Source organism: Nocardioides sp. LHG3406-4 (assembly GCF_049897745.1).
Taxonomy (GTDB): Bacteria; Actinomycetota; Actinomycetes; order Propionibacteriales; family Nocardioidaceae; genus Nocardioides.
In genome coordinates this window covers 1122932-1147225 of the sequence record NZ_JAFCWV010000001.1, presented here as the reverse complement: position 1 = coordinate 1147225, position 24294 = coordinate 1122932, and the positions used below count along the sequence as shown (strand labels likewise).

The 24294-nt window shown below is 72.0% G+C and carries 23 protein-coding genes; 19 read left to right on the top strand and 4 right to left on the bottom strand.

Annotated elements, in window-relative coordinates; genetic code table 11:
* Nucleotides 1-155: 155 nt before the first annotated feature.
* A complete protein-coding gene (locus ACP7BP_RS05570) occupies nucleotides 156-1487 on the bottom strand; it encodes an MFS transporter (protein ID WP_426243268.1) in 1332 nt (443 codons plus the stop codon).
* A gap of 110 nt (nucleotides 1488-1597) precedes the next feature.
* On the opposite strand from ACP7BP_RS05570, the gene ACP7BP_RS05565 reads away from it, so the two are divergent.
* The 8 genes from ACP7BP_RS05565 to ACP7BP_RS05530 all read left to right on the top strand — a co-directional run bounded on the left by ACP7BP_RS05565 (nucleotide 1598) and on the right by ACP7BP_RS05530 (nucleotide 8941).
* On the top strand, nucleotides 1598-2170 hold the full coding sequence (locus ACP7BP_RS05565; RefSeq protein ID WP_426243266.1) for a nucleotidyltransferase family protein: 573 nt from the start codon (nucleotides 1598-1600) through the stop codon (nucleotides 2168-2170).
* 9 nt (nucleotides 2171-2179) lie between these two features.
* Entirely contained in the window at nucleotides 2180-3058 is an 879-nt protein-coding gene (locus ACP7BP_RS05560) for an AAA family ATPase (RefSeq protein WP_426243264.1), read from the top strand.
* Entirely contained in the window at nucleotides 3055-4164 is a 1110-nt protein-coding gene (locus ACP7BP_RS05555) for a vWA domain-containing protein (protein ID WP_426243263.1), read from the top strand. Before ACP7BP_RS05560 ends, ACP7BP_RS05555 begins: the two co-directional genes overlap by 4 nt.
* The gene (locus ACP7BP_RS05550; protein ID WP_426243262.1) at nucleotides 4157-5281 is read left to right on the top strand and encodes an XdhC family protein; all 1125 of its coding nucleotides are present in this window, start codon (nucleotides 4157-4159) and stop codon (nucleotides 5279-5281) included. Before ACP7BP_RS05555 ends, ACP7BP_RS05550 begins: the two co-directional genes overlap by 8 nt.
* A gap of 118 nt (nucleotides 5282-5399) precedes the next feature.
* Nucleotides 5400-6488 carry a ScyD/ScyE family protein gene (locus tag ACP7BP_RS05545; RefSeq protein ID WP_426243260.1) on the top strand — a complete coding sequence of 363 codons (1089 nt, stop codon included), beginning with the start codon at nucleotides 5400-5402 and terminating at the stop codon, nucleotides 6486-6488.
* Nucleotides 6489-6550: 62 nt separating this feature from the next.
* Complete coding sequence (locus tag ACP7BP_RS05540; protein WP_426243258.1) at nucleotides 6551-7786, top strand: transcriptional regulator; 1236 nt, start codon at nucleotides 6551-6553, stop codon at nucleotides 7784-7786.
* A gap of 67 nt (nucleotides 7787-7853) precedes the next feature.
* Nucleotides 7854-8657, top strand: a complete 804-nt coding sequence (locus tag ACP7BP_RS05535) for a DUF1707 SHOCT-like domain-containing protein (RefSeq protein ID WP_426243256.1) — start codon at nucleotides 7854-7856, stop codon at nucleotides 8655-8657.
* A complete protein-coding gene (locus ACP7BP_RS05530; protein WP_426243254.1) occupies nucleotides 8654-8941 on the top strand; it encodes a DUF1905 domain-containing protein in 288 nt (95 codons plus the stop codon). Before ACP7BP_RS05535 ends, ACP7BP_RS05530 begins: the two co-directional genes overlap by 4 nt.
* 4 nt (nucleotides 8942-8945) lie before the next feature.
* On the opposite strand, the gene ACP7BP_RS05525 is transcribed toward ACP7BP_RS05530, so the two are convergent.
* A complete protein-coding gene (locus ACP7BP_RS05525; protein WP_426243252.1) occupies nucleotides 8946-9509 on the bottom strand; it encodes a metallophosphoesterase family protein in 564 nt (187 codons plus the stop codon).
* Between the two features lie 289 nt (nucleotides 9510-9798).
* Between ACP7BP_RS05525 and ACP7BP_RS05520 the strand changes: the two genes are divergently transcribed.
* From ACP7BP_RS05520 to ACP7BP_RS05495, 6 genes are all read left to right on the top strand, one after another.
* A complete protein-coding gene (locus ACP7BP_RS05520; protein WP_426243250.1) occupies nucleotides 9799-10281 on the top strand; it encodes a (2Fe-2S)-binding protein in 483 nt (160 codons plus the stop codon).
* Nucleotides 10278-12797 carry a xanthine dehydrogenase family protein molybdopterin-binding subunit gene (locus ACP7BP_RS05515; protein ID WP_426243248.1) on the top strand — a complete coding sequence of 840 codons (2520 nt, stop codon included), beginning with the start codon at nucleotides 10278-10280 and terminating at the stop codon, nucleotides 12795-12797. The genes ACP7BP_RS05520 and ACP7BP_RS05515 overlap by 4 nt, the downstream gene beginning before the upstream one ends.
* A complete protein-coding gene (locus tag ACP7BP_RS05510; protein ID WP_426243246.1) occupies nucleotides 12794-13648 on the top strand; it encodes an FAD binding domain-containing protein in 855 nt (284 codons plus the stop codon). Before ACP7BP_RS05515 ends, ACP7BP_RS05510 begins: the two co-directional genes overlap by 4 nt.
* Before the next feature lie 4 nt (nucleotides 13649-13652).
* Nucleotides 13653-14330: an SRPBCC family protein gene (locus ACP7BP_RS05505; protein ID WP_426243244.1), complete on the top strand. Its 678-nt coding sequence runs from the start codon at nucleotides 13653-13655 to the stop codon at nucleotides 14328-14330.
* Nucleotides 14331-14460: 130 nt separating this feature from the next.
* Complete coding sequence (locus ACP7BP_RS05500; RefSeq protein ID WP_426243242.1) at nucleotides 14461-15426, top strand: NADPH:quinone oxidoreductase family protein; 966 nt, start codon at nucleotides 14461-14463, stop codon at nucleotides 15424-15426.
* A gap of 56 nt (nucleotides 15427-15482) precedes the next feature.
* The gene (locus ACP7BP_RS05495; protein ID WP_426243241.1) at nucleotides 15483-17420 is read left to right on the top strand and encodes a M13 family metallopeptidase; all 1938 of its coding nucleotides are present in this window, start codon (nucleotides 15483-15485) and stop codon (nucleotides 17418-17420) included.
* 3 nt (nucleotides 17421-17423) lie between these two features.
* Here the strand turns inward: ACP7BP_RS05495 and ACP7BP_RS05490 are convergent, their stop codons facing one another.
* On the bottom strand, nucleotides 17424-17960 hold the full coding sequence (locus ACP7BP_RS05490; RefSeq protein ID WP_426243239.1) for a hypothetical protein: 537 nt from the start codon (nucleotides 17958-17960) through the stop codon (nucleotides 17424-17426).
* Between the two features lie 76 nt (nucleotides 17961-18036).
* Here ACP7BP_RS05490 and ACP7BP_RS05485 point away from each other — a divergent pair, with 76 nt between their 5' ends.
* The 5 genes from ACP7BP_RS05485 (at nucleotide 18037) to ACP7BP_RS05465 (ending at nucleotide 22525) form a co-directional block, all read left to right on the top strand.
* Nucleotides 18037-18423, top strand: coding sequence for a YbaB/EbfC family nucleoid-associated protein (locus ACP7BP_RS05485; protein WP_426243237.1), 387 nt, complete (start codon nucleotides 18037-18039; stop codon nucleotides 18421-18423).
* On the top strand, nucleotides 18420-18740 hold the full coding sequence (locus ACP7BP_RS05480) for a hypothetical protein (protein WP_426243235.1): 321 nt from the start codon (nucleotides 18420-18422) through the stop codon (nucleotides 18738-18740). Before ACP7BP_RS05485 ends, ACP7BP_RS05480 begins: the two co-directional genes overlap by 4 nt.
* On the top strand, nucleotides 18737-19591 hold the full coding sequence (locus tag ACP7BP_RS05475) for a hypothetical protein (protein ID WP_426243233.1): 855 nt from the start codon (nucleotides 18737-18739) through the stop codon (nucleotides 19589-19591). Before ACP7BP_RS05480 ends, ACP7BP_RS05475 begins: the two co-directional genes overlap by 4 nt.
* Nucleotides 19588-20346: a 2-phosphosulfolactate phosphatase gene (locus tag ACP7BP_RS05470; protein WP_426243231.1), complete on the top strand. Its 759-nt coding sequence runs from the start codon at nucleotides 19588-19590 to the stop codon at nucleotides 20344-20346. Before ACP7BP_RS05475 ends, ACP7BP_RS05470 begins: the two co-directional genes overlap by 4 nt.
* Nucleotides 20347-20410: 64 nt before the next feature.
* On the top strand, nucleotides 20411-22525 hold the full coding sequence (locus ACP7BP_RS05465) for a DEAD/DEAH box helicase (protein ID WP_426243229.1): 2115 nt from the start codon (nucleotides 20411-20413) through the stop codon (nucleotides 22523-22525).
* Nucleotides 22526-22560: 35 nt separating this feature from the next.
* Here ACP7BP_RS05465 and ACP7BP_RS05460 read toward each other — a convergent pair whose 3' ends face one another.
* Nucleotides 22561-24138, bottom strand: coding sequence for a DHA2 family efflux MFS transporter permease subunit (locus ACP7BP_RS05460; RefSeq protein ID WP_426243227.1), 1578 nt, complete (start codon nucleotides 24136-24138; stop codon nucleotides 22561-22563).
* Nucleotides 24139-24294 lie beyond the last annotated feature (156 nt).

The following is a 24294-nucleotide window of genomic DNA, read 5'->3' as shown; positions in this document are numbered from 1 at the left end:
GCCGGGGGGGTTGTGGCATCGTCCCACCCCGGGGTGTGGCGCCACCGTCCAAACAACGGCCGTTTCTCTGGTGCGAACGTTCCAGCAAAGCGCGTTGCGCGAACGTTCCAACAAACGCACAGGCCGGTCCCGCGGGGCCGCGACGCGGCCACGACTCAGGCGAGCGGGTGCGCGATCTCGTCGGCCGGCAGCCTCGCCCACAGGATCGCCACGACAGCGGTGACGACCGGCGTCAGCGCGGCGATGTAGAACGTGCTGCGCAGGCCGATGGCCTCCGAGACCGGACCGGCCAGCGCCATCGAAACCGGCATCAGCGACACCGAGACGAAGAAGTCGAGCGACGCCACCCGGCCGAGTAGCGCCGGCGGCACCCGGCGCTGGAGCAGGGTGCCCCAGATGACCATCGGGGCCGAGAACAGGGCTCCCATCACGAATCCTGCCGCGACGACCTGCCACACGGCGTCGGCCCACGCGATCACCAGGAACGGCAGCGCTCCCAGGCCCCAGCCGAGGACCATCAGGGTGAGGTAGCGCCGCGGCATCCGCACCGAGGCCATGCCCAGCGAGCCGACGGCACCGCCGATGCCGAAGGCGGCCAGCACCAGCGCGTGGTCGCCCGGACCGCCGCCGAGGGAGTCCTTGATCAGGAACGGGATGAGCACCTCGAGCGGCCCCATCATGGCCAGGATCATGATGGACGCGAAGATCAGCGACGCCAGCAGCCAGGGCGTGCGGACCATGTAGACGAAGCCCTCCTTCATGTCGGCCACCGCCGTGCGCACGGGGTGGCCGACGCGCACCTCTCCGGGCTCGCGGCGCACCGCGGTGAGGGGCACGAAGGTGAGGGCGATCAGGCCGAGCAGGCAGGCGGCGGAGGCGATCGAGAACGCCGCCGCGGGCGAGGCGATGCCGACCACGGCGCCGGCGACACCCGGCCCGATGGCCTGGCCGATCGTCGGGCGGACCATGCCCTCGAAGCCGTTGACGGCCATCAGGTCGGACTCCGGCACCAGCGCCGGCAGCATCGCGGAGTAGGCGGGGTAGTAGAAGGCCATGCCCATGCCGGTGACCAGCGAGACCGCGGCCAGGTGCCACACCTGGGTGAGGTCGTTCGCCGACAGCAGCCACACGACCGTCATGCCGACCAGCTCGACGGCCGCCACGGCGAGCAGGATCAGCTTCTGCGGCACCCGGTCGGCGACCACACCGGCGAGCAGGGCCGGGAGGAGCACTCCGACCGCCCCCGACGTCGAGACCACCGACAGCTCCGCCGGGCCCCCACCCATCCGGATGACCTCCCACACGAGCGCGACCACCCAGACGCCGCCGGCGAACGTGGAGAGCACGAGCGCCACGGCGAGCCTGCGGTAGGCCGGTGTGCGGAACGGCGTCAACGCCCGCGGGACCCGCCGGCCGGTCTGCTGGTCGTCGACGGGGTCCGCCACGCCTTCGACGATCGGGTCGGGCATGGGGGTCTCCGTGGTCATCGTGACAGGGTCACGGTTCAAGCGCCCTTGACGTCAAGAGCACGTGCGGACCAGCACAGTGTGCCCGCGACCACCGACGCCCGCCCAGGGATTCGGGCAAGATGGCGCCCATGACCGCCGGCCTGCTCCTCGCCGCGGGCGCCGGGCGCCGGATGGGCACCCCGAAGGCACTCGTCCACGACACCGACGGCACGTCGTGGCTGAAACGCGCGGTGCGCGCGCTGACCGACGGAGGCTGCAGCCGGGTGTACGTCGTCCTCGGTGCCGCGGCCGGCGACGCCCGGGCGCTCCTCGACGGCCTCGACGTCGAGGTGGTCGTGGCGGACGACTGGGCCGACGGCATGAGCGCGTCGCTGCGCGCGGGCCTGGGTGCGGTCACGGGCGAGGACGCGGCCCTGGTGAGCCTCGTCGACCTGCCGGACGTCGGGGCCGGCGTCGTCGCCCGGGTGCTGGCGTCCGGGTCCGGTGCGGCGGTGCTCGCGCGCGCGTCGTACGACGGCAGGCCCGGACACCCGGTCCTGATCGGCCGTGACCACTGGGAGCGGGTGGCGAGCACGGTGACCGGCGACGTCGGCGCCCGTGCCTACCTGGCCGCCCGCGAGGTGACCCTGGTCGAGTGCGGCGACCTCGCCACCGGTCGAGACGTGGACGCTCCAACGCCCGGCCAACGTCGCCGCACGTAGCCTGAGTGCATGGAGTCCGCGTCCGACGTCGCCGCCCGGTTGGGCACGGCCGGCTACCTCGCCGACCCGGAGCTGGCCACCGTCGTCTTCCTCGCCGCCCGCATGCAGCGGCCGCTGCTCCTGGAGGGCGAGCCGGGCACCGGCAAGACCGCGCTCGCCGAGGCCCTCGCGGAGTCGCTCGACCTGCCCCTCATCCGGCTCCAGTGCTACGAGGGCATCGACGCCACCCAGGCGCTCTACGACTGGGACTTCCCCCGCCAGATCCTCCACCTCCGCGCCCTCGAGGCGGTGGCCGGAGGAGAGGCGCAGAGCTCGGTCGAGGAGGCCGAGAAGAGCCTGTACGACGCCCGCTTCCTCCTCGCCCGCCCGGTGCTGCAGGCGCTCCAGCAGAGCCCGGCCGTGCTGCTCGTCGACGAGGTCGACCGGGCCGACGACGAGTTCGAGGCGTTCCTCCTGGAGGTGCTGTCGACCTGGCAGGTGACCGTGCCCGAGCTCGGCACCGTGGCTGCCGCCGAGCCGCCGCTGGTGGTCCTCACCTCCAACCGCACCCGCGAGCTGCACGACGCCCTCAAGCGACGCTGCCTCTACCACTGGATCGACCACCCCGGCCTGGAGCGCGAGGTGGAGATCGTCCGTTCCCGCGCGCCCGAGGTGTCGGCGGCCCTGGCGCGTCAGGTGGTCGGCGTGGTGCAGCAGCTGCGCGCCCGAGACGACCTGCTCAAGCCCCCCGGCGTGGCCGAGACCCTCGACTGGGCCCGCGCCCTCCACCACCTCGGCACCACCGAGCTCGACCTCGCCTCCGCGGCGGCCTCGCTGGGCGCGCTGGTGAAGTACCGCGAGGACGGCGACCGGGTCCGCCAGGCGCTCGACCGGATGCTGACGACGTGACCGGCGCCGCGGTCAGGGAGCCCGACGAGATCCTGCTCGGCTTCACCCGCGCGCTGCGGGCCGCGGGAGTGCCGGTCACGCCGGACCGCTCGCACGGCTTCCTCGAGGCCACGGCCCTGCTCGGGCTCGACGACCAGAGCGCGACCTACTGGGCGGGCCGCGCCACCCTGTGTGCCGGCCCGGACGACCTGGCCCGCTACGACCAGGTGTTCCACGCCTGGTTCGACGCGCGGGAGGGGCTGCCGCGGCCGCGCCCGGCCACCACGCCGAGCGTCTCGGTCTCCGGCTTCCCCGAGGCCGAGTCGGCGGGGGAGGGAGCAGAGACGGACGAGGTGCTGCGCGCCGCCGCCACCTCCGTCGAGGTGCTGCGGCACCGTGACGTGGCCGGGCTCGACCCGGCCGAGAAGGCCAGGCTGGCCGCCCTCTTCGCGCGGCTGAGGCCGATCGCCCCGTCGCGTCGAACGGCGCGGCACCAGCGGTGGCACCGGGGGACCCTCGACGCGTCGCGCACCATGCGGCTGAGCATGCGCCGGTTCGGCGAACCGGCCGAGATCGTCTGGCGCAGGCGCCGCGAGCGGCCGCGCCGCGTCGTACTCCTCCTCGACGTGTCCGGCTCGATGAGCGGGTACGCCGACGCGTTGCTGCGGCTGGCCCACCGGTTCGTGGTGACCGGGGACCGGGTGGAGGTCTTCACCGTCGGCACCCGGCTCACCCACCTGACCCGCGCGATGCGCCACCGCGACCCCGAGCGCGCGATCGTGGCCGCCGGCGACACCGTGCCGGACTGGTCGGGCGGCACCCGGCTCGGCGAGACGGTCAAGGTCTTCCTCGACCGCTGGGGCGCGCGCGGGATGGCGCGCGGTGCCGTGGTGGTGATCTTCAGCGACGGCTGGGAGCGGGGCGACGCCACCCTGCTCGCCGAGCAGATGCAGCGCCTGCACCGCATCGCCCACCACGTCGTGTGGGTCAACCCACACCGGGGCAAGGACGGCTACGCGCCCGTCCAGCAGGGCATCGCAGCGGCCCTGCCGTACGTCGACGACTTCGTGGCCGGACACTCGCTGGCCGCCTTCGCCGACCTCTGTACCGTGGTGTCTCGTGCGTGAGGTGATGTCGGAGCTGCTGGCCTGGTGGGAGGCCGGTGAGACGGTCGGCGTCGGGACGGTCGTCGCGACGTTCCAGTCCGCACCGCGCCCGCCCGGCGCCTCGATGCTGGTCGGCTCCGGGGGCGAGGCGGTCGGCTCGGTCTCCGGCGGCTGCGTCGAGGGTGCGGTCTACGAGCTCGCCCAGTCGGTGGTCGAGACGGGCGCGCCCGTGCTCGAGAGGTACGGCGTCTCCGACGACGACGCCTTCGCCGTCGGCCTGACCTGCGGCGGCATCCTGGACGTCTTCGTCGAGAAGGTGAACCGCGAGACGTTCCCCGAGCTCGGCGAGATCGCCGCCGACATCGAGGCGTCGCGGCCGCTCGCCCTGGCCACCGTGATCGAGCACCCCGACCCGGCGTGGCTGGGCCGACGGATGATCGTCCGGCCCGACGCCGAGGTCCCGCGGTCGGGCTCGATCGGCAGCCCGCGCGCCGACGACGCGGTGGCTGACGACGCACTCGGCCTGCTGGCGGCGGGCCACAACGGGACCCTCAGCTACGGCCCCGACGGCGAACGCCGCGGCGAGGGCATGCGGGTCTTCGTCTGGGCCTTCGCGCCGCCCCCGCGGATGCTGGTCTTCGGCGCCATCGACTTCGCGGCCGCGGTCGCGCGGATCGGGGCCTTCCTCGGCTACCACGTCACGGTCTGCGACGCCCGTCCCGTCTTCGCCACCAACTCGCGGTTCCCCGGTGCCGACGAGGTGGTCGTGCAGTGGCCGCACCGGTACTTCGCGGCGGAGGCCGAGGCCGGCCGTGTCGACCAGCGCACCGTGATGTGCGTGCTGACCCACGACCCCAAGTTCGACGTGCCCCTCCTCGAGGTCGCGCTGCGGCTGCCCGACGTGGCGTACGTCGGCGCGATGGGCTCACGGCGTACCCACGACGACCGGCTGGTCCGGCTCCGTGAGGCGGGCCTCACCGAGAAGGAGCTGGAGCGGCTCAGCAGCCCGATCGGCCTCGACCTCGGGGCTCGGACCCCCGAGGAGACGGCGATCTCCATCGCCGCCGAGATCGTGGCCCATCAGTGGGGCGGCTCCGGAGACCGGCTGGCCACTCGGGAGGGCCGCATCCACCACTGAGCCATCGCGGCTCAGGCATCCCTCATTGTGGTGATGCGCAGCCTTGCCAACCGGAGAATGGTCTTGGGGCAGAGTCGGGTCTGGGAGGGCCTGAGACCGTCCACCGGAGGAGGGACCCGTGGCCCGTCACGGAATTCTCGCGTCATCGTTCGCACTCGTGGTGCTCGCAGCCGGTGCCGCCGCACCCGCCTCGGCCGAGCAGAAGGCCGACCAGGTCCAGGCCAAGCAGAAGGTCGAGAGCCTGGCCCGGGGCCTGGTGAGCCCGTTGAGCCTCGCCGTCTCCGGCAACGGCACCGTCTACGTCGCCCAGAACTTCGCCGGCCTGCTGACGCGGATCGCGCCCGGCGGCAGGCCCACCGTCATCCACGCGGCGAGGAAGGGCACCGAGGTCGGGGCCGTCTCGGAGCGCCGGGGCACGCTGCGGTTCGCCACGACGAATCGGGCGAAGACGCACCTGTGGGGCATGAGCAGGGGGCGCCCGCCGGTCAGGCTGGCGAACCTGGGCGCCTTCGAGCGTCAGCAGAACCCCGACGCGGGAGTCAGCTACGGCTTCCAGGGCCTCACCCCCGCCTGCGCCGCGCAGATCCCCGAGGAGGTCCCGGCCGCCTACACCGGGATCGTCGAGTCGCACCCCTACGCCACGACGATGGTGAAGGGCACGACGTACGTCGCGGACGCCGCCGGCAACGACATCCTCTCGGTCTCGCCGCGGGGCAAGGTGCGCGCGGTGGCCGTGCTGCCGCCGGTGCCGGTGGTGGTCACCCCCGAGATCGCGGCGAGCAACAAGCTCCCAGCGTGCACGGTGGGGCTGACCTACCTGTTCGAGCCCGTGCCGACCGACGTCGAGCGCGGACCGGGCGGGAGGCTCTACGTCTCCACCCTCACCGGCGGTCCCGAGGACGGCAGCACCGGCGCCCAGTCGAAGGTCTATGCGGTCAACCGCCGGACCGGGTCGGTCACGCTGGTCGCCCAGGGCCTGGTCAGCGCGGTCGGGCTCGCGGTGGCGCGCAACGGCGACATCTTCGTGTCCCAGCTTTTCGCGGGCCAGATCGCGCGCATCAAGGCGGGTTCCGGAGTGGCCCGGCCGTGGCTCTCGAGGCCGCTGCCCGGTGACATCGAGCGGACCGACCGCGGCGTCTACGCCACGATCAACGCGCTGCCCCCGGAGAAGGGCAAGCCCAACGGCAAGGTGATCCGCGTCCGATAGCCGCGCGAGGGACCTCGCGCTACGGTGACGGAAGGGAGTCACACCACGACGTCCGAGGGACCATGACCGCTCACCGCGACCTGCGCGACCGGCGGCTGGAGGCCGTCCAGGCCTGGACGGCCTTCGTCGAGCACGGCGACGGCGTGGCCGAGCGAGTGCGGCCCGAGATCCTGGACAGCTGGCAGCTCTCCACCGGCACCGTCACGCCCGACTTGGCCGCGGCGCCGCTGGCCGACGAGTCCGACACCGCCGCCTATTGGCGCCAGTCGCCGCTGCAGACGGCGGTGGAGCGGGTCGAGTCCGACCTTCGGCGTACGGCCGAGGACGGCGACCTGGTCATCGCCGTCACCGACGAGCAGACCCGGATCCTCTGGACGTACGGCGGGCGGGTGATGCGCCGCAAGGCCGAGACGGTCAACTTCGTGCCGGGCGGGCGATGGGACGAGGGCAGCGTCGGCACCAACGCGCTTGCCATCGCGAGCCGCACCGGCGACCCGTCGATGGTGTTCAGCGCCGAGCACTACGCCTCGATCGTGCACAACTGGGTCTGCTGGGCGGCGCCGGTGCTCGACCCGGCGACCGGGCAGCAGCTCGGCGTGATCGACCTGTCGACCACGTGGGACCGCACCCACCCCATCGGCCTGGCCACGGCCCGGGTGATGGCCCGCCTCATCGAGACGGCGATGCCTACGTCGCGGCGTGCGCCGGGAACGATGGCGGTCGCACCGTCGGAGCCTGGCCTGACGCTCTCCCTGCTCGGCACCGCGGAGGCCTGGCTCGACGGCCAGCGGCTGCTCCTCAACCGGCGGCAGACCGAGATCCTGGCGCTGCTCGCCATGCATCCGCACGGGCTCTCGCTAGAACACCTCCACGCCCTCGTCTACGGAGACGCGGCCGTGACCACCTCGACGCTCAAGGCCGAGGTCTCCCACCTGCGCGCGGCTCTCGGCGGGCAGCTCTCCTCGCGGCCCTACCGCCTCACCCTGCCCGTGGCCACCGACATCGACGAGGTGCAGGCACTGCTGCGGCGTGGCGACGTGCGCGGTGCCGTGTCGGCGTACGGCGGCGACCTGCTGCCCGGCACCAACGCGCCGGCCCTGGTCGAGATGGGCGACTACCTCGCTGTGAGCATGCGCGAGGCGCTGCTGGCCGACCCCGACCCGGAGGCCGTGCTGCGCTACAGCGAGCTGGCGCCGTACGACACCCAGGTCGTCGAGGTCTGCCTCGCCGCTCTCGGCACCCGTGACCACCCGGCCCGGGCCCTGCTCAAGGGCCGGCTGGCGGTCGCCGACCGTTGAGGAGTGGTGGGCGCACCAGGCTTCCATCCAGGTCACCAGCGGGGCAGATCGGCGCTAGCGTTCATCCGTGACCGATGACCTCGAGCGTGCGCGCCCCGCGGATCGCGAGCAGGCGATCGCGACCGTGGAGGCGGCGCACGCCGCCGGGCGGATCGTCGACCACGACCGCGCCTTACGCATCGGGCAGATCCGGGCCGCCGGCCGTCGCGGAGAGGTGCACGCGCTGGTCCGCGACCTGCCGGCCCTCCCGCACGCGCCACAGCGCCCTCCCGTGCGCACGCCGCCCGCGCCCCTACGCCGCCGGCGCAGCCCGGGCCGGCTGCTCGCGGTCTTGGCCGTCGGCGCGGCACTCGTGCTCGGCGTCGTCACCACGATCACGACCGCGCTGGTCGCCCGGTCGCCCGACACGGTGACGGCGACGGAGTCGATGGAGGGACCCGTGGAGCGCCCGGCCGCCGACCTGCTGTCGCGCCATGGGTACGCCGACCTGGTCGCGGCCGTGGAGCAGAAGACCGGCCGCCGGGAGGCGTTCCAGCTGGTCGTCTATCCGGAGGAGGCCACCGTCGCCCTGCCCGTCGACCGCCGGTCCCGCCGCCAGATGACCTACTCCTGGGACGGGAAGTGGAGCCACTTCGGCGGCAAGGGCACGAGCACCTCTGCCCGCTTCTCGCTCGACGACGTCGACGGAGGCCTGCTGCGGCGGATGGTGACGAAGGCGAGACGACAGGTCGAGGACGCGACGATCTGGTACGCCGTGGTCAGGCCACCTCAGTCCGGGGTCGGGGGGTCCGTCATCGCCTTCGCGACCAACGACTTCGGCGAGACCGCCACGGTGCCGGTGGAGCTCGACCCGGAGCGGCGGAACCCGTGACCCTCGACTTCGACGGCGTGGTCTGGGAGTGGCGCGGCCCGGCGCCGTACCACTTCGTCAGCGTGCCCGACGACGACTGCGTCGAACTCCAGGAGGCGGCTGCGTTCGTCAGCTACGGCTGGGGGATGATCCCGGTGACGGTGACGATCGGGGAGACGGAGTGGACCACCTCCCTGTGGCCCAAAAACGGCGGGTACGTCGTGCCGTTGAAGGACCGGATCCGGCGAGCCGAGGGCATCGAGCTCGACGACGTCGTGTCGGTGCGGATCTACGTCGACGCCTGATCGCTCACGTCGGTCGCGCTGGGCGGGCGGTGCCGCGCTCCGGCAGCCGGTGGACGACGACCTCGTCGAGGCGCCCACCGACGATGGTCGCGGTCATGTAGGTGCAGTGCGGCTGGCGGCGCCGGTCGGTGGGCGAGCCCGGGTTGAGCAGCCGGAGGCCACCCGGCGTGGTGGTGTCCCACGGGATGTGGCTGTGGCCGAAGACCAGGACGTCCAGGTCGGCGTACGCGAGGTCCATCCGGCGCTCGCGTCCCTCCTTGCCGCCGGTCTCGTGGACCACGCCGAACCGCAGCCCGTCGATCTCGGCGCGGGCGACCTCCGGGAGTCTCGCGCGCAGGCCGGCGCCGTCGTTGTTGCCCCAGCAGGCCAGCAGTCTGGCCGACCGCTCCTCGAACGCACCGAGGGCGGCCTCGTCCACCCAGTCGCCGGCGTGCACGACGACGTCGGCCTCGGCGACCGCGTCCCACAGCCGCTCGGGCAAGGCCTTGGCGCGTCTGTGCAGGTGCGTGTCGGAGGTCAGCACGAGTCGGGTCGTCCGCGGCCCGGCCGATCCCGCTGTCGCTTCCACGGCCACCATGATGCACGTGCTGGGTATGTCCCATCTGTTCGTCACTGCACCGGGCGACCTGACGGGCCGGACCTCCAGTGGGTGGTGGACGCGAATGCTGTACGTCTCCCGCACCCGCTGTCAGTGGCGGGTCCTGCCGGAGACGTTCGGGCGCGACAAGGGGGACTCACCCAGTCAGCCGTGGCCGCGGAACCGACTCCAACCATTCACCAACCGGCCCGGCCTAGCGTGACGGCCATCACACGTCGCCCATCACGTCGCCAGCCCAGCGCTGCCCCGGAGGCCGTACATGACCCGGATCGAGCTCACCGTCGACGGCTCGTCGGTCTCTGACGAGGTCGAGCCACGCCTGCTGCTGGTGCAGTACCTGCGCGAGAGGCTCGGCAAGACCGGCACCGTCATCGGCTGCGACACGAGCAACTGCGGCGCGTGCACGGTGCACCTCGACGGGCGCAGCGTGAAGTCGTGCAACGTGCTCGCCGTACAGGCCAGCGGGCGCGAGGTGACCACGATCGAGGGCCTCGCCGCCACCCACACCGGCGGCGCGGACGGCGAGCTGCATCCGGTGCAGGAGGCGTTCCGGGAGTGCCACGGCCTCCAGTGCGGGTTCTGCACCCCCGGGATGATCATGCAGGCCGTCGACCTCCTCAACGAGAACCCGAGTCCGACCGAGGAGGACGTCCGGCTGGGCATGGAGGGCAACATCTGCCGCTGCACCGGCTACCACAACATCGTGAAGAGCGTGCTGCACGCGGCCGGGGGTGCCCGGTGAACAGCGCGGTGACCGCCGTCCAGGACCCTCCCGAGGTGGCCAAGGAGGTCGGTCGCGACCGGCGCCGCAAGGAGGACCAGCGGCTGATCACCGGCCGCACCCGCTGGACCGACAACATCACCCTGCCGGGGATGCTGCACCTGGCGATGGTCAGGAGTCCGTTCGCCCACGCGAGGATCACCGCCATCGACGTGGAGGCGGCCAAGGCGGCCCCGAACGTCGTCACCGTGGTCACCGGCCGCGACGTCGCAGACGAGCAGGGCTCGCTGCCCAACGTCTGGCCGATCGCGCCCGACCAGGTCACTCCGGCGCATCCCCCCGTGGCGGTCGACCGGGTCACCTTCGCCGGCGAGATCGTCGCCGTCGTCGTGGCCCGCACCCCGGCCGAGGCGCGCGACGCCGCCGAGCTGGTCGACGTCGACTACGAGGAGCTGCCCGCCGTACTCGACCTCAAGGAGGCCGCCGCAGCGGACGGTGAGCACGGAGTCCTCGCGCACCCCGACCTCGGCACCAACAAGAGCGGCCTGTGGACGTTCGACTCCGCGGAGGCCGGCACGGGTGGCAACGTCGACGAGGCCATCTCCAGGGCCCGTGGTGACGGCATCGTCATCGAGCGGGAGTACCGCCAGCAGCGGCTGATCCCGGCGTTCATGGAGCCCCGCTCCACCGTCGTCGACCCCACCGGCGAGCAGATCACCATGTGGACCTCGACGCAGATCCCGCACATCCTCAAGTTCCTGCTCGCGGCGGTCACCGGCACGAGCGAGGCCAAGATCCGGGTCATCGCCCCCGACGTCGGGGGCGGCTTCGGCGGAAAGCTGCAGGTCACGCCGGAGGAGTTCATCACCTTCGCGCTGGCCAACAGGTTGGGCAAGCCGCTGAAGTACACCGAGACCCGCAGCGAGTCGCTGATGGCCGCCCACCACGGCCGGGACCAGTGGCAGACGCTCACCCTGGCGGCGGAGAGGGACGGCACCGTGACCGGCCTCAAGGTCGAGCTGCTGGTCGACCTCGGCTCCTACGTCTCCCTCCTCGGTGGCGGGGTGCCGGTGCTGGGCGCGTTCATGTTCAACGGGATCTACAAGTTCCCCGCCTACCAGTTCAACTGCCAGACGGTGCTCACCAACAAGACGTGGACCGACGCCTACCGCGGCGCCGGCCGACCGGAGGCGACGTACGCCATCGAGCGGCTGATGGACGAGCTGGCCGTCGAGGTCGGGGTCGACCCGCTCGAGATCCGCGAGAAGAACTGGATCAGGCACGAGGAGTTCCCCTTCAGCTCGGTCTCCGGGCTCGAGTACGACTCCGGCAACTACGAGGCCGCGACCGCGAAGGCCAAGGCCAGCTTCGGGTACGACGAGCTGCGGGCCGAGCAGAGGCGCCGCCGCGACGCGGGCGACCGCATCCAGCTCGGCATCGGCGTCTCGACCTTCACCGAGATGTGCGGTCTCGCCCCCAGCCGGGTGCTCGGCAGCCTCGACTACGGCGCCGGAGGCTGGGAGCACGCGAGCGTGCGGATGCTGCCCACCGGCAAGGTCCAGGTGCTCACCGGGGCCAGCGCCCACGGCCAGGGTCACGAGACGGCGTTCAGCCAGATCGTCGCCGACCGTCTCGGGGTCGCCTTCGAGGACGTCGAGGTGCTGCACGGAGACACCCAGATCTCCCACAAGGGCCTGGACACCTACGGCTCGCGCTCGCTGGTCGTCGGAGGCGAGGCGATCGTGAGGGCCGCCGACAAGGTGATCGAGAAGGCGAAGCCGATCGCCGCGCACCTGCTCGAGGCCTCGGTCGACGACATCGAGTTCGACGCCGGGCGGTTCGGCGTCAGGGGCACCGACCAGGGGCTGGCGATGGCCGACATCGCACTGGCCGCCTTCGCGGCGCACAACCTGCCCGACGGTGTCGAGCCGAGCCTCGACAGCGACGCCACCTTCGACCCGGTGAGCTTCAGCTTCCCGCACGGCACCCACCTGTGCGCGATGGAGGTGGACACCGAGACGGGCGGGGTGCTCATGCGCAAGTACACCTGCGTCGACGACATCGGCACCGTTATCAACCCGATGATCGTCGACGGCCAGGTGCACGGCGGGCTCGTCCAGGGCATCGCCCAGGCGCTGTGGGAGGAGGCGGTGTACGACGACTCCGGGACGCTGGTGTCCGGCTCGTTCGTCGACTACCTGCTGCCCACCTCGGCCGACACGATCAACTACGACGTGTCGCACAACTCCACCGCCTCGACCACCAACACGCTCGGCACCAAGGGCGTCGGCGAGGCCGGCACCATCGCCTCCACGCCAGCAGTCGTCAACGCGGTCGTCGACGCGGTGCGCCACCTCGGCATCGACGACATCCGGATGCCGTGCACGCCCGAGCGCGTCTGGCGGGCCATCCACGACGCCGGAGGGGGCGGTCAGGAGGAGACCGAGGGCGCGGCTGCGCCGCACTTCGACGAGTCCACGGGCATGCAGGGCACGGTCGACCGCACCGACGGGGCAGACGAAGGGGCGGACCGATGATCCCGGCCCAGTTCGAGTACGTCGCCCCGACCAGCGTCGACGAGGCACTCGCCGCGCTGGCCCGGCACGGGGACGAGGCCAAGGTCATCGCCGGCGGGCAGAGCCTGCTGCCGGTGCTGCGGATGCGCCTCAACGCACCCGAGGTCGTGGTCGACCTCGGCGCCATCGCGGCCCTGCGGGGCGTCCGCGACGACGGCGACGCCCTGGTCATCGGCGCGATGACCACCCACCACGACGTCCTCCACGACCCGCTGGTCGCCCAGCACGCGGCGCCCATCGCCAAGGCTGAGGAGCACCTCGCCGACGCCCAGGTCCGACACCGCGGCACGTTCGGCGGCGCCCTGGCGCACGCCGACCCGGCCGGCGACCTCGGCGCGCCGGTGCTGGCGCTCGGCGCCGAGTTCGTGATCGCCGGGCCGACCGGGACGCGCACCGTCGCCGCGGACGACTTCTTCGTCGGCCTCTTCGAGACCGCGATCGCCGAGGGGGAGCTGCTGACCGAGGTCCGCATCCCCAAGCACACCGGGTGGGGCGCTCACTACGAGAAGTTCGTCCGGGTCGCCCACCAGTGGCCGATCGTCGCCGTGGCGGCGGCGGTCCGGGCCGAGGGCGGCACCATCGCCGAGGCGCGCGTCGGCCTCACCAACATGGGGTCGACGCCGCTGCGCGCCCTGGCCGTCGAGCAGGCGCTCGCCGGCCGGCCCGCGACCGAGGACGCCGTACGCGAGGCGGCCTCGCGGGCCGCGGAAGGCACCGACCCGCCGTCCGACCTCAACGGCGCGGCCGACTACCGGCGCCACCTGGCCGGCGTGCTCACGCGGCGTGCGGTGCTCGCCGCTGCTGGCGGGTGAGCAGATGGAGCTGAGCCACCGGTTCACCGTCCCCACCGGCGTGGAGGAGACGTGGGGCCACTTCCAAGACATCGCGTCGGTGGCCGAGTGCTTCCCCGGTGCCGCGGTGACGTCGGCGGACGAGCGGGCCTTCTCCGGGTCGGTCAAGGTCAAGCTCGGTCCGATCGCGCTCGTCTACAACGGCTCGGGCACCTTCGTCGAGAAGGACGAGTCGGCGCATCGCTTCGTGGTCGACGCCAAGGGCAAGGACAAGCGCGGCAACGGTACGGCGGGCGCCCTCGTCACCGTGCGCATGACCGGCTCCGCCGTCGATGGGGACGGCTCCACCGACGTGGCCGTCGACACCGACCTCAACATCACCGGCAAGCCGGCGCAGTTCGGCCGGGGCGTCATGCAGGACGTCTCGGACAAGCTCCTCGGGCAGTTCGTGGCCTGCCTGGAGGAGCGCCTCACCAGTGGCAGCGCCTCCCCGGTCGCACAGACCGCACAGACCCCACAGACCCAGCCGGCAGCGGAGCCCACCGTCGCGTCTCCCCCGCGGATCGAGAAGGAAACTCTGGCCGCGCCGGAGGCTCTCGATCTGGGCGCGGCGGTGCTCCCGGTGCTGGCGAGGGCCTACTGGAAGCCTGCCCTGGTGGTCCTGGTCGTGCTGCTGATCCTGCGACGGCTCGTCGCTCGCTGACCCGTCCGTCTGGGGCAGGCTTCGCTGGCGCTCCTCACGCTTTGCTGGCGTTGCAACGCCGTCGAAGCGAGGGGATCCCCGGATATCCGGGGATCACCACGGCCCGCGCCCACGCCCTAGGCTCGCGCCCATGCGCGCAGTCCAGGTGATCACGCCCACCGGCCCGGCCGACCTCGAGATCCGCGACGTCCCCGAGCCGACGCCCGGGCCGGCTGACGTGCTCGTCGAGGTGCACACCGTCGGCACCGCCTTCCCGGACCTGCTGCTCAGCCGCGGCCAGTACCAGCTCAAGCCCGATCCGCCGTTCACGCTGGGCGCCGACTTCGCGGGCGTCGTCGTGTCGGGGCCCGACGGGTTCGAGCCGGGCGACCGGGTGGCCGGCGTCGCGTCGTACGGCGGCGCGGCGGAGCTGGTCGCCAACCCCGCGGAGTCGACGTTCCACCTGCCCGACCACGTCGGCTTCGACGAGGGTGCGGCCCTCCCGATGAACTACCTCACCGCCCACTTCGCCCTCGCCGAGCGCGCCGGGCTGCGGCCGGGCGAGACGGTGCTGGTGCTGGGCGCCTCCGGCGGTGTCGGTACGGCGACCCTCCAGGTCGCGAAGGGGCTCGGCGCCCGCACCATCGCGGTCGTGTCCACCGACGAGAAGGCGAGGGTGGCGAGGGCCGCGGGCGCCGACGAGGTGGTCCTGCTCGACGGGTTCAAGGACGCCGCCCGCGAGCTGACCGGCGATCGGGGCGTCGACGTCGTGGTCGACCCGGTGGGCGGTGACACGTTCACGGACGCGCTGCGCAGCCTCGCCCCGCAGGGGCGGGTGATGGTGGTCGGGTTCGCCTCCGGCCAGGGCATCCCGGAGGTCAGGGTCAACCGGCTGCTGCTCAACAACATCGACGTCCGCGGCGTCGGCTGGGGCGCCTACGCCAGGGTCCGGCCCGGCTACATGCAGGAGCAGTGGCGCGCCCTCGAGCCGATGCTGGCCGCCGGAACGATCAGGCCGCTCGTCGGCGCGACGTACCCGCTGGAGGACTACGGACGGGCGCTCACCGACCTCGACGAGAGGCGTGCCCTCGGCAAGTCCGTGGTCCGCATGCGCTGAGCTGCCGCACGCGGTCACGCCTGCGCCGGCTGGGCACGCTGGTTATGGTGTCCCGCGTGAGCACTCTCGACGACGCCCGACCGGGCATGGACCACAGCATCCGGCCGCAGGACGATCTCTTCGGCCATGTGAACGGCACCTGGCTGGCGACCACCGAGATCCCGAGCGACCGCTCGAGCTGGGGACCGTTCGTCCAGCTGGCCGACATCGCCGAGGAGCAGGTGCGCCTCATCATCGAGGAGCTGGCCGCCGGCGAGGGTGCCACCGACGAGCACCGCAAGATCGGTGACATCTACGCCTCCTTCATGGACACCGCCACGGTCGCCAAGCTCGGCATCCGGCCCATCCGTCCGCTGATCAAGGCGGTCGACGCGCTGCGTGACATCCGCGACCTCGCGGCCTTCCTGGGGGAGTTCGAACGCGTCGGCGGTGCGGGGCTCTTCGGCTCCTACGTCGACACCGACGCCCGGAAGTCCGACCGTTACATCGTCAACATCACCCAGGGCGGGCTCGGCCTGCCCGATGAGAGCTACTACCGCGACGACAAGTTCGCCGAGATCCGCGAGAAGTACGCCGCCTACCTCACCCGTCTCCTCGAGCTGGCCGAGCGCCCCGACGCCGCGCAGACGGCTCAGCGCGTGCTCGATCTCGAGACCCGGCTCGCCAAGGGCCACTGGGAGCGGGCCGAGACCCGCGACGTGCAGAAGACCTACAACCTCACCACCCTCGACGAGCTCAAGGCGCTGGCGCCGGCCTTCGACTGGGACGCCTACATCACCAACCTCGGCGGCACCCCTGCCACCATCGCCGAGACGTGCGTGCGGCAGCCGTCCTACCTCGCGCACCTGACGACCGTGCTCCAGGACGCGCCCATCGAGGACTTGCAGGCGTGGCTGATGGTGCGGGTGCTGCGCTCGGCGGCGCCGTACCTCACCGACGACTTCGTCGAGACCAACTTCGACTTCTACGGCCGCACGCTCTCGGGCACTCCCGAGCTCCGCGAGCGCTGGAAGCGTGGGGTGGCGCTGGTCGAGGGCGCCCTCGGCGAGGCCGTCGGCAAGGAGTACGTCGCCCGGCACTTCCCGCCGCGGGCCAAGGCGCTGATGGACGAGCTGGTCGCCAACCTGCTCGAGGCCTACCGCCAGTCCATCTCCAAGCTCGACTGGATGGGGGAGGAGACCAAGCAGCGCGCCTACGACAAGCTCGACACGTTCCGGCCCAAGATCGGCTACCCGGTGAAGTTCCGCGACTACTCCGGGCTGCAGATCCGCCCCGGCGACCTGATGGGCAACGTCGCCGCCGCCGCGGCGTTCGAGACCGACCGCGAGCTCGCCAAGATCGGCTCCCCGGTCGACCGCGACGAGTGGTTCATGCTCCCGCAGACCGTCAACGCCTACTACAACCCGGGCACCAACGAGATCTGCTTCCCCGCCGGCATCCTCCAGCGGCCGTTCTTCAGCCCCGACGCCCTCGCGGCTGAGAACTACGGCGGCATCGGCGCCGTCATCGGTCACGAGATCGGCCACGGCTTCGACGACCAGGGCGCGCAGTACGACGGCGAGGGCAACCTCAACGACTGGTGGACGCACCGTGACAAGGCCGCCTTCGAGGTGAAGTCGAAGGCGCTCATCGAGCAGTACGACGCGTTCTCGCCGCGCTCGCTGCCCCACGAGAAGGTGAACGGCGCCCTGACCGTCGGGGAGAACATCGGCGACCTTGGCGGGCTCACCATCGGGCACAAGGCCTACCTCATCGCCTCCGGCGGCGAGGCATCCGTCGAGGACCGGCGCACCGTGTTCCTCAGCTGGGCCTACTGCTGGCGCACCAAGCGCCGGCTCGAGCAGGAGCAGCAGTACCTCACCATCGACCCGCACTCACCGCCGGAGTTCCGCGCCAACATCGTGCGCAACCTCGACGAGTTCCACGAGGTCTTCGAGACCCAGCCCGGCGACGGGCTGTGGCTCGACCCGGACAAGCGGGTCCGGATCTGGTGAGGCTCAGTCGGCCTGGGTCAGCGCGTCGGCGAAGAACGCGCGCTCGGTGTCATCGGCCAGCAGCGCGGGACGTCGTTCCACCTCGACGGCCAGGCGCTGGAGGACGGGCTGGATCGTGGTGTTGAAGACACGGTTCACGATGACGTGCCCCCGGGATCCGTCGCCCAGGGTCCCGATCAGGTAGACCTTCTCGTTGAGCCAGTCGAAGCCGCCGGGGCCGCCGAACCGGACCCGGACCTCCTCGACGTCCGCGAAGCGCATCCGGCGCCGGACCTCGTCGCCCTGCACCCAGGTGACCGCCTCCTCGGAGACGTAGGTGTGGCGCTGCTGGATGTGGCGGGCGAGGAAGAGCGGGAGCACCACGACGACCAGCGTCATCACGACCGCCATCGCCCACCCACCCAGCGCCGCGGACCCGTGCTCACCCGCGGCGGCCGCGACCATCCGCACACAGGGAACGGCGAACAGGGCGGCCATGGCCACCAGGGCCCAGACGAACGGAGTGCGCTGGGGCAGCTCGACCCCGAGACCGGCTTCCATGTTTAGGGAGCATACGCACGGGCACGATCGCGGGGCGACACGGCAACCACACGACCGGACACAGGAACGGATGCACATGACGATGTCACGCCTCGAGGCGGTGCTCAAGGGACTAGACACCCAGGCCGCCGCAGCGCAGGGGAAGCTCGACCAAGCGGCCGAGTTCGCCGCCCGGAGCGAGCACCTGGAGGTGGAGGGCAGGTCCGCCGACGAGATCGCCGAGGTGCGCGTCGACGGGACCGGCCAGGTGACCTCGATCACCCTCGACGACGACTGCCAGCGGCTGGGGCCCGACCGCATCGCGGCCGACGTCATGGAGGCGATGCGCCAGGCCCAGCGCCGCCTGAGCTTCCGGATCGAGCAGCTCGGCAACGACATCTACGGTGAGGGCTCGCCGACCGTGCGCGGATTCACCGACAGCTACCGCAACAGATACGGCTACGAGCCGGAGGAGGACCAATGAGTGACGGTTGGTACGTCGACACAGAGGCACTGCGAAGCCACGCGAGCCGCGTGCTCAGCCTCTCGGGCAAGGCGGGTGAGGCCACGGCTGCCGCCCACCAGGTGAACTTCACCTCCGGCATGTTCGGCAGCATCGGCTCGATCCTCGTCGGCCCCTTCATGTTCCCGCTGCAAGGGGCGGGCGTGGCCTCGGCCGCAGCGGTCGAGGGCGCCCTGGGCGACACCGCGGAGGCGGTCGAGGGCCTGGCCGAGACGTTCGGGTGGGTCGACGAGGAGATCGGCAGCCACTTCGATTCCGTGGGGAAGAGGATCCGATGAGCTCTCTTTTCGTCGAACCCGGCAACACCGACCGCGGCGCCTTCACCAACTTCGACAGCTTCGCCAACGGCACCAACGGGCTGAAGATGATCGACGGGGCGGTCGACTCGGCCACGGCCTTCAGCCGCGGCGACTGGATCGAGGGCTCCATCAACGGGGTGAGCGCGGCGCTCGACGTCGTGGGCATGATTCTCAACCCCCTGGGCGGGCTCTGCTCGATGGCCATCAACTGGCTGATCGAGCACTGCGGTCCGATCCAGGACTGGCTCGACCAGCTCCTGGGCGACCCGGGCGTCATCAAGGCCTCGTCGCAGACCTGGGACAACATCGGCCACCACATGGCCGGCATCGGGCCCGAGTACCGCGACCTGGTGTCCCAGGACACCGGCGACTTCACGGGACTGGCCATCGACGCCTATCGGGGCGCCTCCCAGGGCATGGCAGCGACCTTCGACGCGCTGTCCAAGGTCGCGGGCGGAGTGGCGGGTGGCATCACGGTGGCCGGTGGGCTGCTCGCGGGTGTCCGCGACTTCATCACCGGGCTCTTCTCGGACCTCGTGGGACAGGTGGCCGGTGCCATCGCCGAGTCCGTGCTGTCGGCGGGCGTGCTCGCCCCGCACGCGCTCGGTGGCCTGATCGCCAAGGCGAAGTCGGTGGTCGAGCGCTGCCGCAAGTTCATGGAGGCCCTGGCCACCTCGCTGGACAAGATGGCGGGCCTGCTGAAGGACATCAGCCCGGCCATGGAGACGTCCACGAAGGCTCTTGCCGCCATCTGCCGCAACGGTGCCAGCCAGCCGACCTCCTTCGCCCTCGCGCTCGGCAAGGGCGCCGGCGGCTCCGACGACTCGTGACCCACCCGGCCCACACCCAGTCGGACCACCGCGTCCGGCTGGAGTGGGGCCCCGTCGGCGCCCTGGCCGTGGCCGGTGGCGCCGACATCGCGGTCGTCGTCGACGTGCTGTCGTTCACCACCACGCTGACGGTGGCGGTCGAGCGGGGCATCGCCGTGCATCCCTACCCGTGGCAGGACGGTGGCGCGGAGGCATACGCCGCACAGCGCCGGGCCACCCTCGCCGTGGGCCGCTTCGAGGCGGCCGGCCGGGCCGACCGGATCACGCTGTCACCCGCCTCCCTGGAGCAGGTGACCGGCGTCGAGCGGCTGGTGCTGCCCTCGCCGAACGGGTCGACCATCGCCTTCCTGCTCGCGGAGTCCGGCGCCCGGGTCGCGGGCGCCTGCCTGCGCAACGCGCCGGCGGTGGCCGCCTGGGTGCGGCCGTACGTCGACGACGGCGCGCGCGTGGCCGTCGTACCTGCCGGTGAGCGGTGGCCGGACGGGTCCCTGCGCCCCGCGGTCGAGGACCTGTGGGGAGCCGGTGCGGTGCTCGCCGCCCTCGACCAGGACGACATCCTCAGCCCCGAGGCGCGGGTGGCCGCGGCTGCCTTCAGGGCGGTCGAGCAGGTGCTCTCGTCGGAGCTGGCCGGGTGTGCCAGCGGCGCGGAGCTCGCCGGAGCCGGCTTCGCCGAGGACGTGCGGTTCGCGGGGGAGTACGCCGTGAGCCCGGTCGTGCCGGTGCTCGAGGGCGACGCCTTCGTCGCCGCGTCCTAGCAGCCGGCGCCGCTCCTGTGGATGCGCGCCCCCGGCTGTCGGCCCGCCTTGGTAGACAGGGGCCATGCCCGACACCGACACCGACACGACCGTGAGCCCCGACGTACGCCGCGACGCCGAGTCACACCTGCGTGCGCTCGTCGGCCGGGAGGACGCCCGGCTGCGCGACGACCAGTGGTCGGCCATCGAGGCCCTCGCGGTCGACCGGCGCCGCTCGCTGGTCGTGCAGCGCACCGGCTGGGGCAAGTCGGCGGTCTACTTCGTGGCCACCCTGCTGCTGCGCGCGCAGGGGGCCGGTCCGACCATCATCGTGTCGCCGCTGCTGGCGCTGATGCGCAACCAGATCGCCGCGGCCGAGCGGGCCGGCATCCGGGCGGTGACGATCAACTCCACCAACATCGAGCAGTGGCAGCCGATCCAGGACGCGATCGCGGCCGGGGAGGTCGACGTGCTCCTCGTCAGCCCGGAGCGGCTCAACAACCCGGGCTTCCGCGACGAGGTGCTGCCCCGCCTGGCGGCGACAGCCGGCCTGCTGGTGATCGACGAGGCGCACTGCATCTCCGACTGGGGCCACGACTTCCGGCCAGACTACCGCCGCATCCGCACCCTGCTCGCAGACCTGCCCGACGGCATCCCGGTGCTCGCCACCACCGCCACCGCCAACGCCCGGGTGACCGACGACGTGGCGGAGCAGCTCGGCAAGGAGGTGCTGGTGCTGAGGGGGTCCCTCGACCGGGAGTCCCTGCGGCTCGGGGTCGTCCGCCTCAAGACGGCCGAGCAGCGGCTCGCGTGGCTCGCCGACCACCTGGCCGAGCAGCCGGGCTCGGGCATCGTCTACTGCCTCACCGTCGCCCAGACGCAGGAGGTGGCCGACTACCTCCGCTCCCGCGGGCACGAGGTCGCGGCCTACTCCGGGCAGACCGAGCCGACCGAGCGACAGGCGCTCGAGCTGGCGCTGGTCGACGGCCGGGTCAAGGCGCTGATCGCGACGAGCGCCCTGGGCATGGGGTTCGACGCGAGCCTGGGGTTCGTGGTCAACCTGGGCGCCCCCGCATCCCCGGTGGCCTACTACCAGCAGGTCGGGCGCGCCGGGCGCGGCACCGATGACGCGACGGTCGTGCTGCTGCCCGCCATCGAGGATCGCGACATCTGGGCCTACTTCGGCTCCCTCGCCTTCCCTCGCGAGGAGCTCGTGCGGCAGACCCTGGAGGTGCTCGCCGGTGCTGACAAGCCGTTGAGCACGGCGGCGCTGGAGACCCACGTCGAGCTCAACCGCAACCGGCTCGAGACGATGCTCAAGGTGCTCGACGTCGACGGCGCGGCCCGCCGGGTGCAGGGCGGATGGACCGCCACCGGCCAACCCTGGGCCTACGACGCCGACCGCTACGCCCGGGTCGCGGAGGCTCGCGAGCGTGAGCAGCAGGCGATGCTGGCCTACCTCGACACCGACCGGTGCCGGATGCACTTCCTCCGCGACCAGCTCGACGACCCCGAGTCGGCGCCGTGCGGGCGGTGCGACAACTGTGGTGGCATGACCCTGTCGAGCGCCGTCTCCGAGGCCGCGGTCTCCGAGGCGCACGAGCGGCTGAGCCGCCCGGGAGTGGTGCTCGAGCCGCGCAAGATGTGGCCGACCGGGCTCGCCACTCTCGGCATCGAGCTCAAAGGCAAGATCACCTCGGGCGCCGAGGAGGGTCGCACGATCGCCCGGCTCACCGACCTCGGCTACGGCCAGCAGCTGCGCGACCTGTTCCGGCCCGGTGACGTGACCGACGGGCCGGTGCCACCGAGCCTGGCCCGCGCCCTGCTCGACGTGATGAAGGAGTGGTCGAGCGAGTGGGCGGCGCGGCCGGAGGCGGTCGTCCACGTCGAGTCCGCGACCCGGCCCACCCTGACCCGCGACCTGGCCGAGGGCATCTCCAGGGTGATGCAGATCCCGGTGGTCGGCCGCTACGCCATCGTCGACCCTGACGTGCAGCCCGGCCAGGGTGCGATGAACTCCGCCCAGCGGGTCGCCGCCGTCGGCCGTCGGTTCGACCTCGACGCGGACGTCCCCGCCGCGCCGGTCCTGCTCGTCGACGACCTGGTGGTCACCGGCTGGACGATGACCCTGGCCGCGCGGGCGCTCAGGGCGTCCGGGGCGACCGTCGTACTCCCCCTGGCGCTGGGGAGCCAGACCTGAGCCGAGGTCGGCTCAGGCCCGGATCCGTGCGCGGGTCAGTGCCCCATCATCGCGGCCGGGTCGACCGGTGCGACCTTCTTGCGGGGGAGGAACGCCGCCGGGATCAGGCAGCACGCCACCAGGATGGTCGCGACGATGAAGACGGTCGCGAACGAGTCGGCCAGGGGCAGCTGGCCCTGTGCAGCCAGCGCGGTGAACTGGTCGACCGGCAGGCCGAGCTGGTCGGCGATGGCCGCCAGCTTCGACGGGTCGCCGTCGGCCGGCTTGGCCGCCAGGAACAGCGGCGCCGTGTCGCTGCCCTTGATCTCGTTGGTGAGGATCACCGAGAAGAGGGCCGTTCCCATGGAGGCGGCGACCTGCTGGGTGATGTTGAGCAGCGTGGAGCCGCGAGCGACGTTGTGCGCGGTGAGCGTGGCGAGCGCCGCCGTCATGATCGGCATCATCGTGCCGCCCATGCCGAGACCCATGATGAAGAGGGCCGAGAGCATGTAGGCATAGGAGGTGTCGGCCCCGATCTGGGTGAACATCGCCATGCCCACGGTGATCACCGTGATGCCGACGAGCACGATCTTCCCGGGGCCGATCTTGTCGGCCAGGATGCCGGCGATCGGCATGGTGATCATGGCGCCGATGCCCTGCGGGGCGAGCAGCAGGCCCGCGCCCAGGGCGTCCTCGCCGCGGACCTGGATGAAGTAGAGCGGGAAGAGCAGGCTGGCGCCGAAGAACGCGATCGCGAAGAGCATCATCGCGAGGACTGCGACCGTCATGTTGCGGTTGGCGAACAGGCGCAGCTCGATCAGCGGGTGGACGTTGCGGCGGTTGAGCGCCCACGGCACGAACGCCACGATCAGCGCGATGCCGACGACGGCGGGGATCCACACCTCGCGGGCCGTGGCGGTGCCGTGCTCGGGGATCGAGCTGACGCCGTAGAGGAACGCGGCGAGCCCGGGCGAGAGGAGCAGCATGCCCAGCCAGTCGAAGGTCTCGGACGGCTCGACGCTGTCGGACGGGAGCACGATCCAGGCGTAGACGATGGCGCCGATGCCGATGGGCAGGTTGATGAGGAAGATCCAGTGCCACGACGCGGCGTCGATGAGCCAACCGCCGATGATCGGGCCGAAGATCGGGCCGAGCAGCATCGGGATGCCGAGCACGGCCATCACCCGGCCGACGCGCTCGGGGCCGGCGGCGCGCGTCAGGATCGTCATGCCCAGCGGCATCAGCATGCCGCCGCCGAGGCCCTGCAGGACGCGGTAGACGACGAGCTGCCCGAGGCCATCGGCCGTCGCGCACAGCACCGACCCGGCGGTGAACAGGAGTACGGCGAGCAGGTAGAGGCGCTTGGTGCCGAAGCGGTCGGCGGCCCAGCCGGTCAGCGGGATGACGGTGGCCAGCGCCAGCGTGTAGCCGGTCATGGTCCAGGCGACGTCGGCCGCTGTGGCATCGAACTCGCGCTGGAACGTCTCGAGGGCGACGGAGACGACGGTGATGTCGAGAATGGACATGATGGCGCCGAGGACGACGACGCCAGCCACCATGAGGACGCCCTTGTCGAGGCGATCGTTCTGCGCCGGCGCGGTGGCGTCCGGCTCGTGGGAAGACTTGATGGTCACCTGCGGAGCGTATTGAACGCCGCCGACAACGAGCGAATCCTTATTCGGTGCGGCCGGACACCGCCTGGCGCCGCCCGCCACGGGAACGATGTGTCGGCGCCGGGCGTTAGCGTCAGGTCTGCCCTACCCGCCCCACGACCGACCCCACGACCGAGT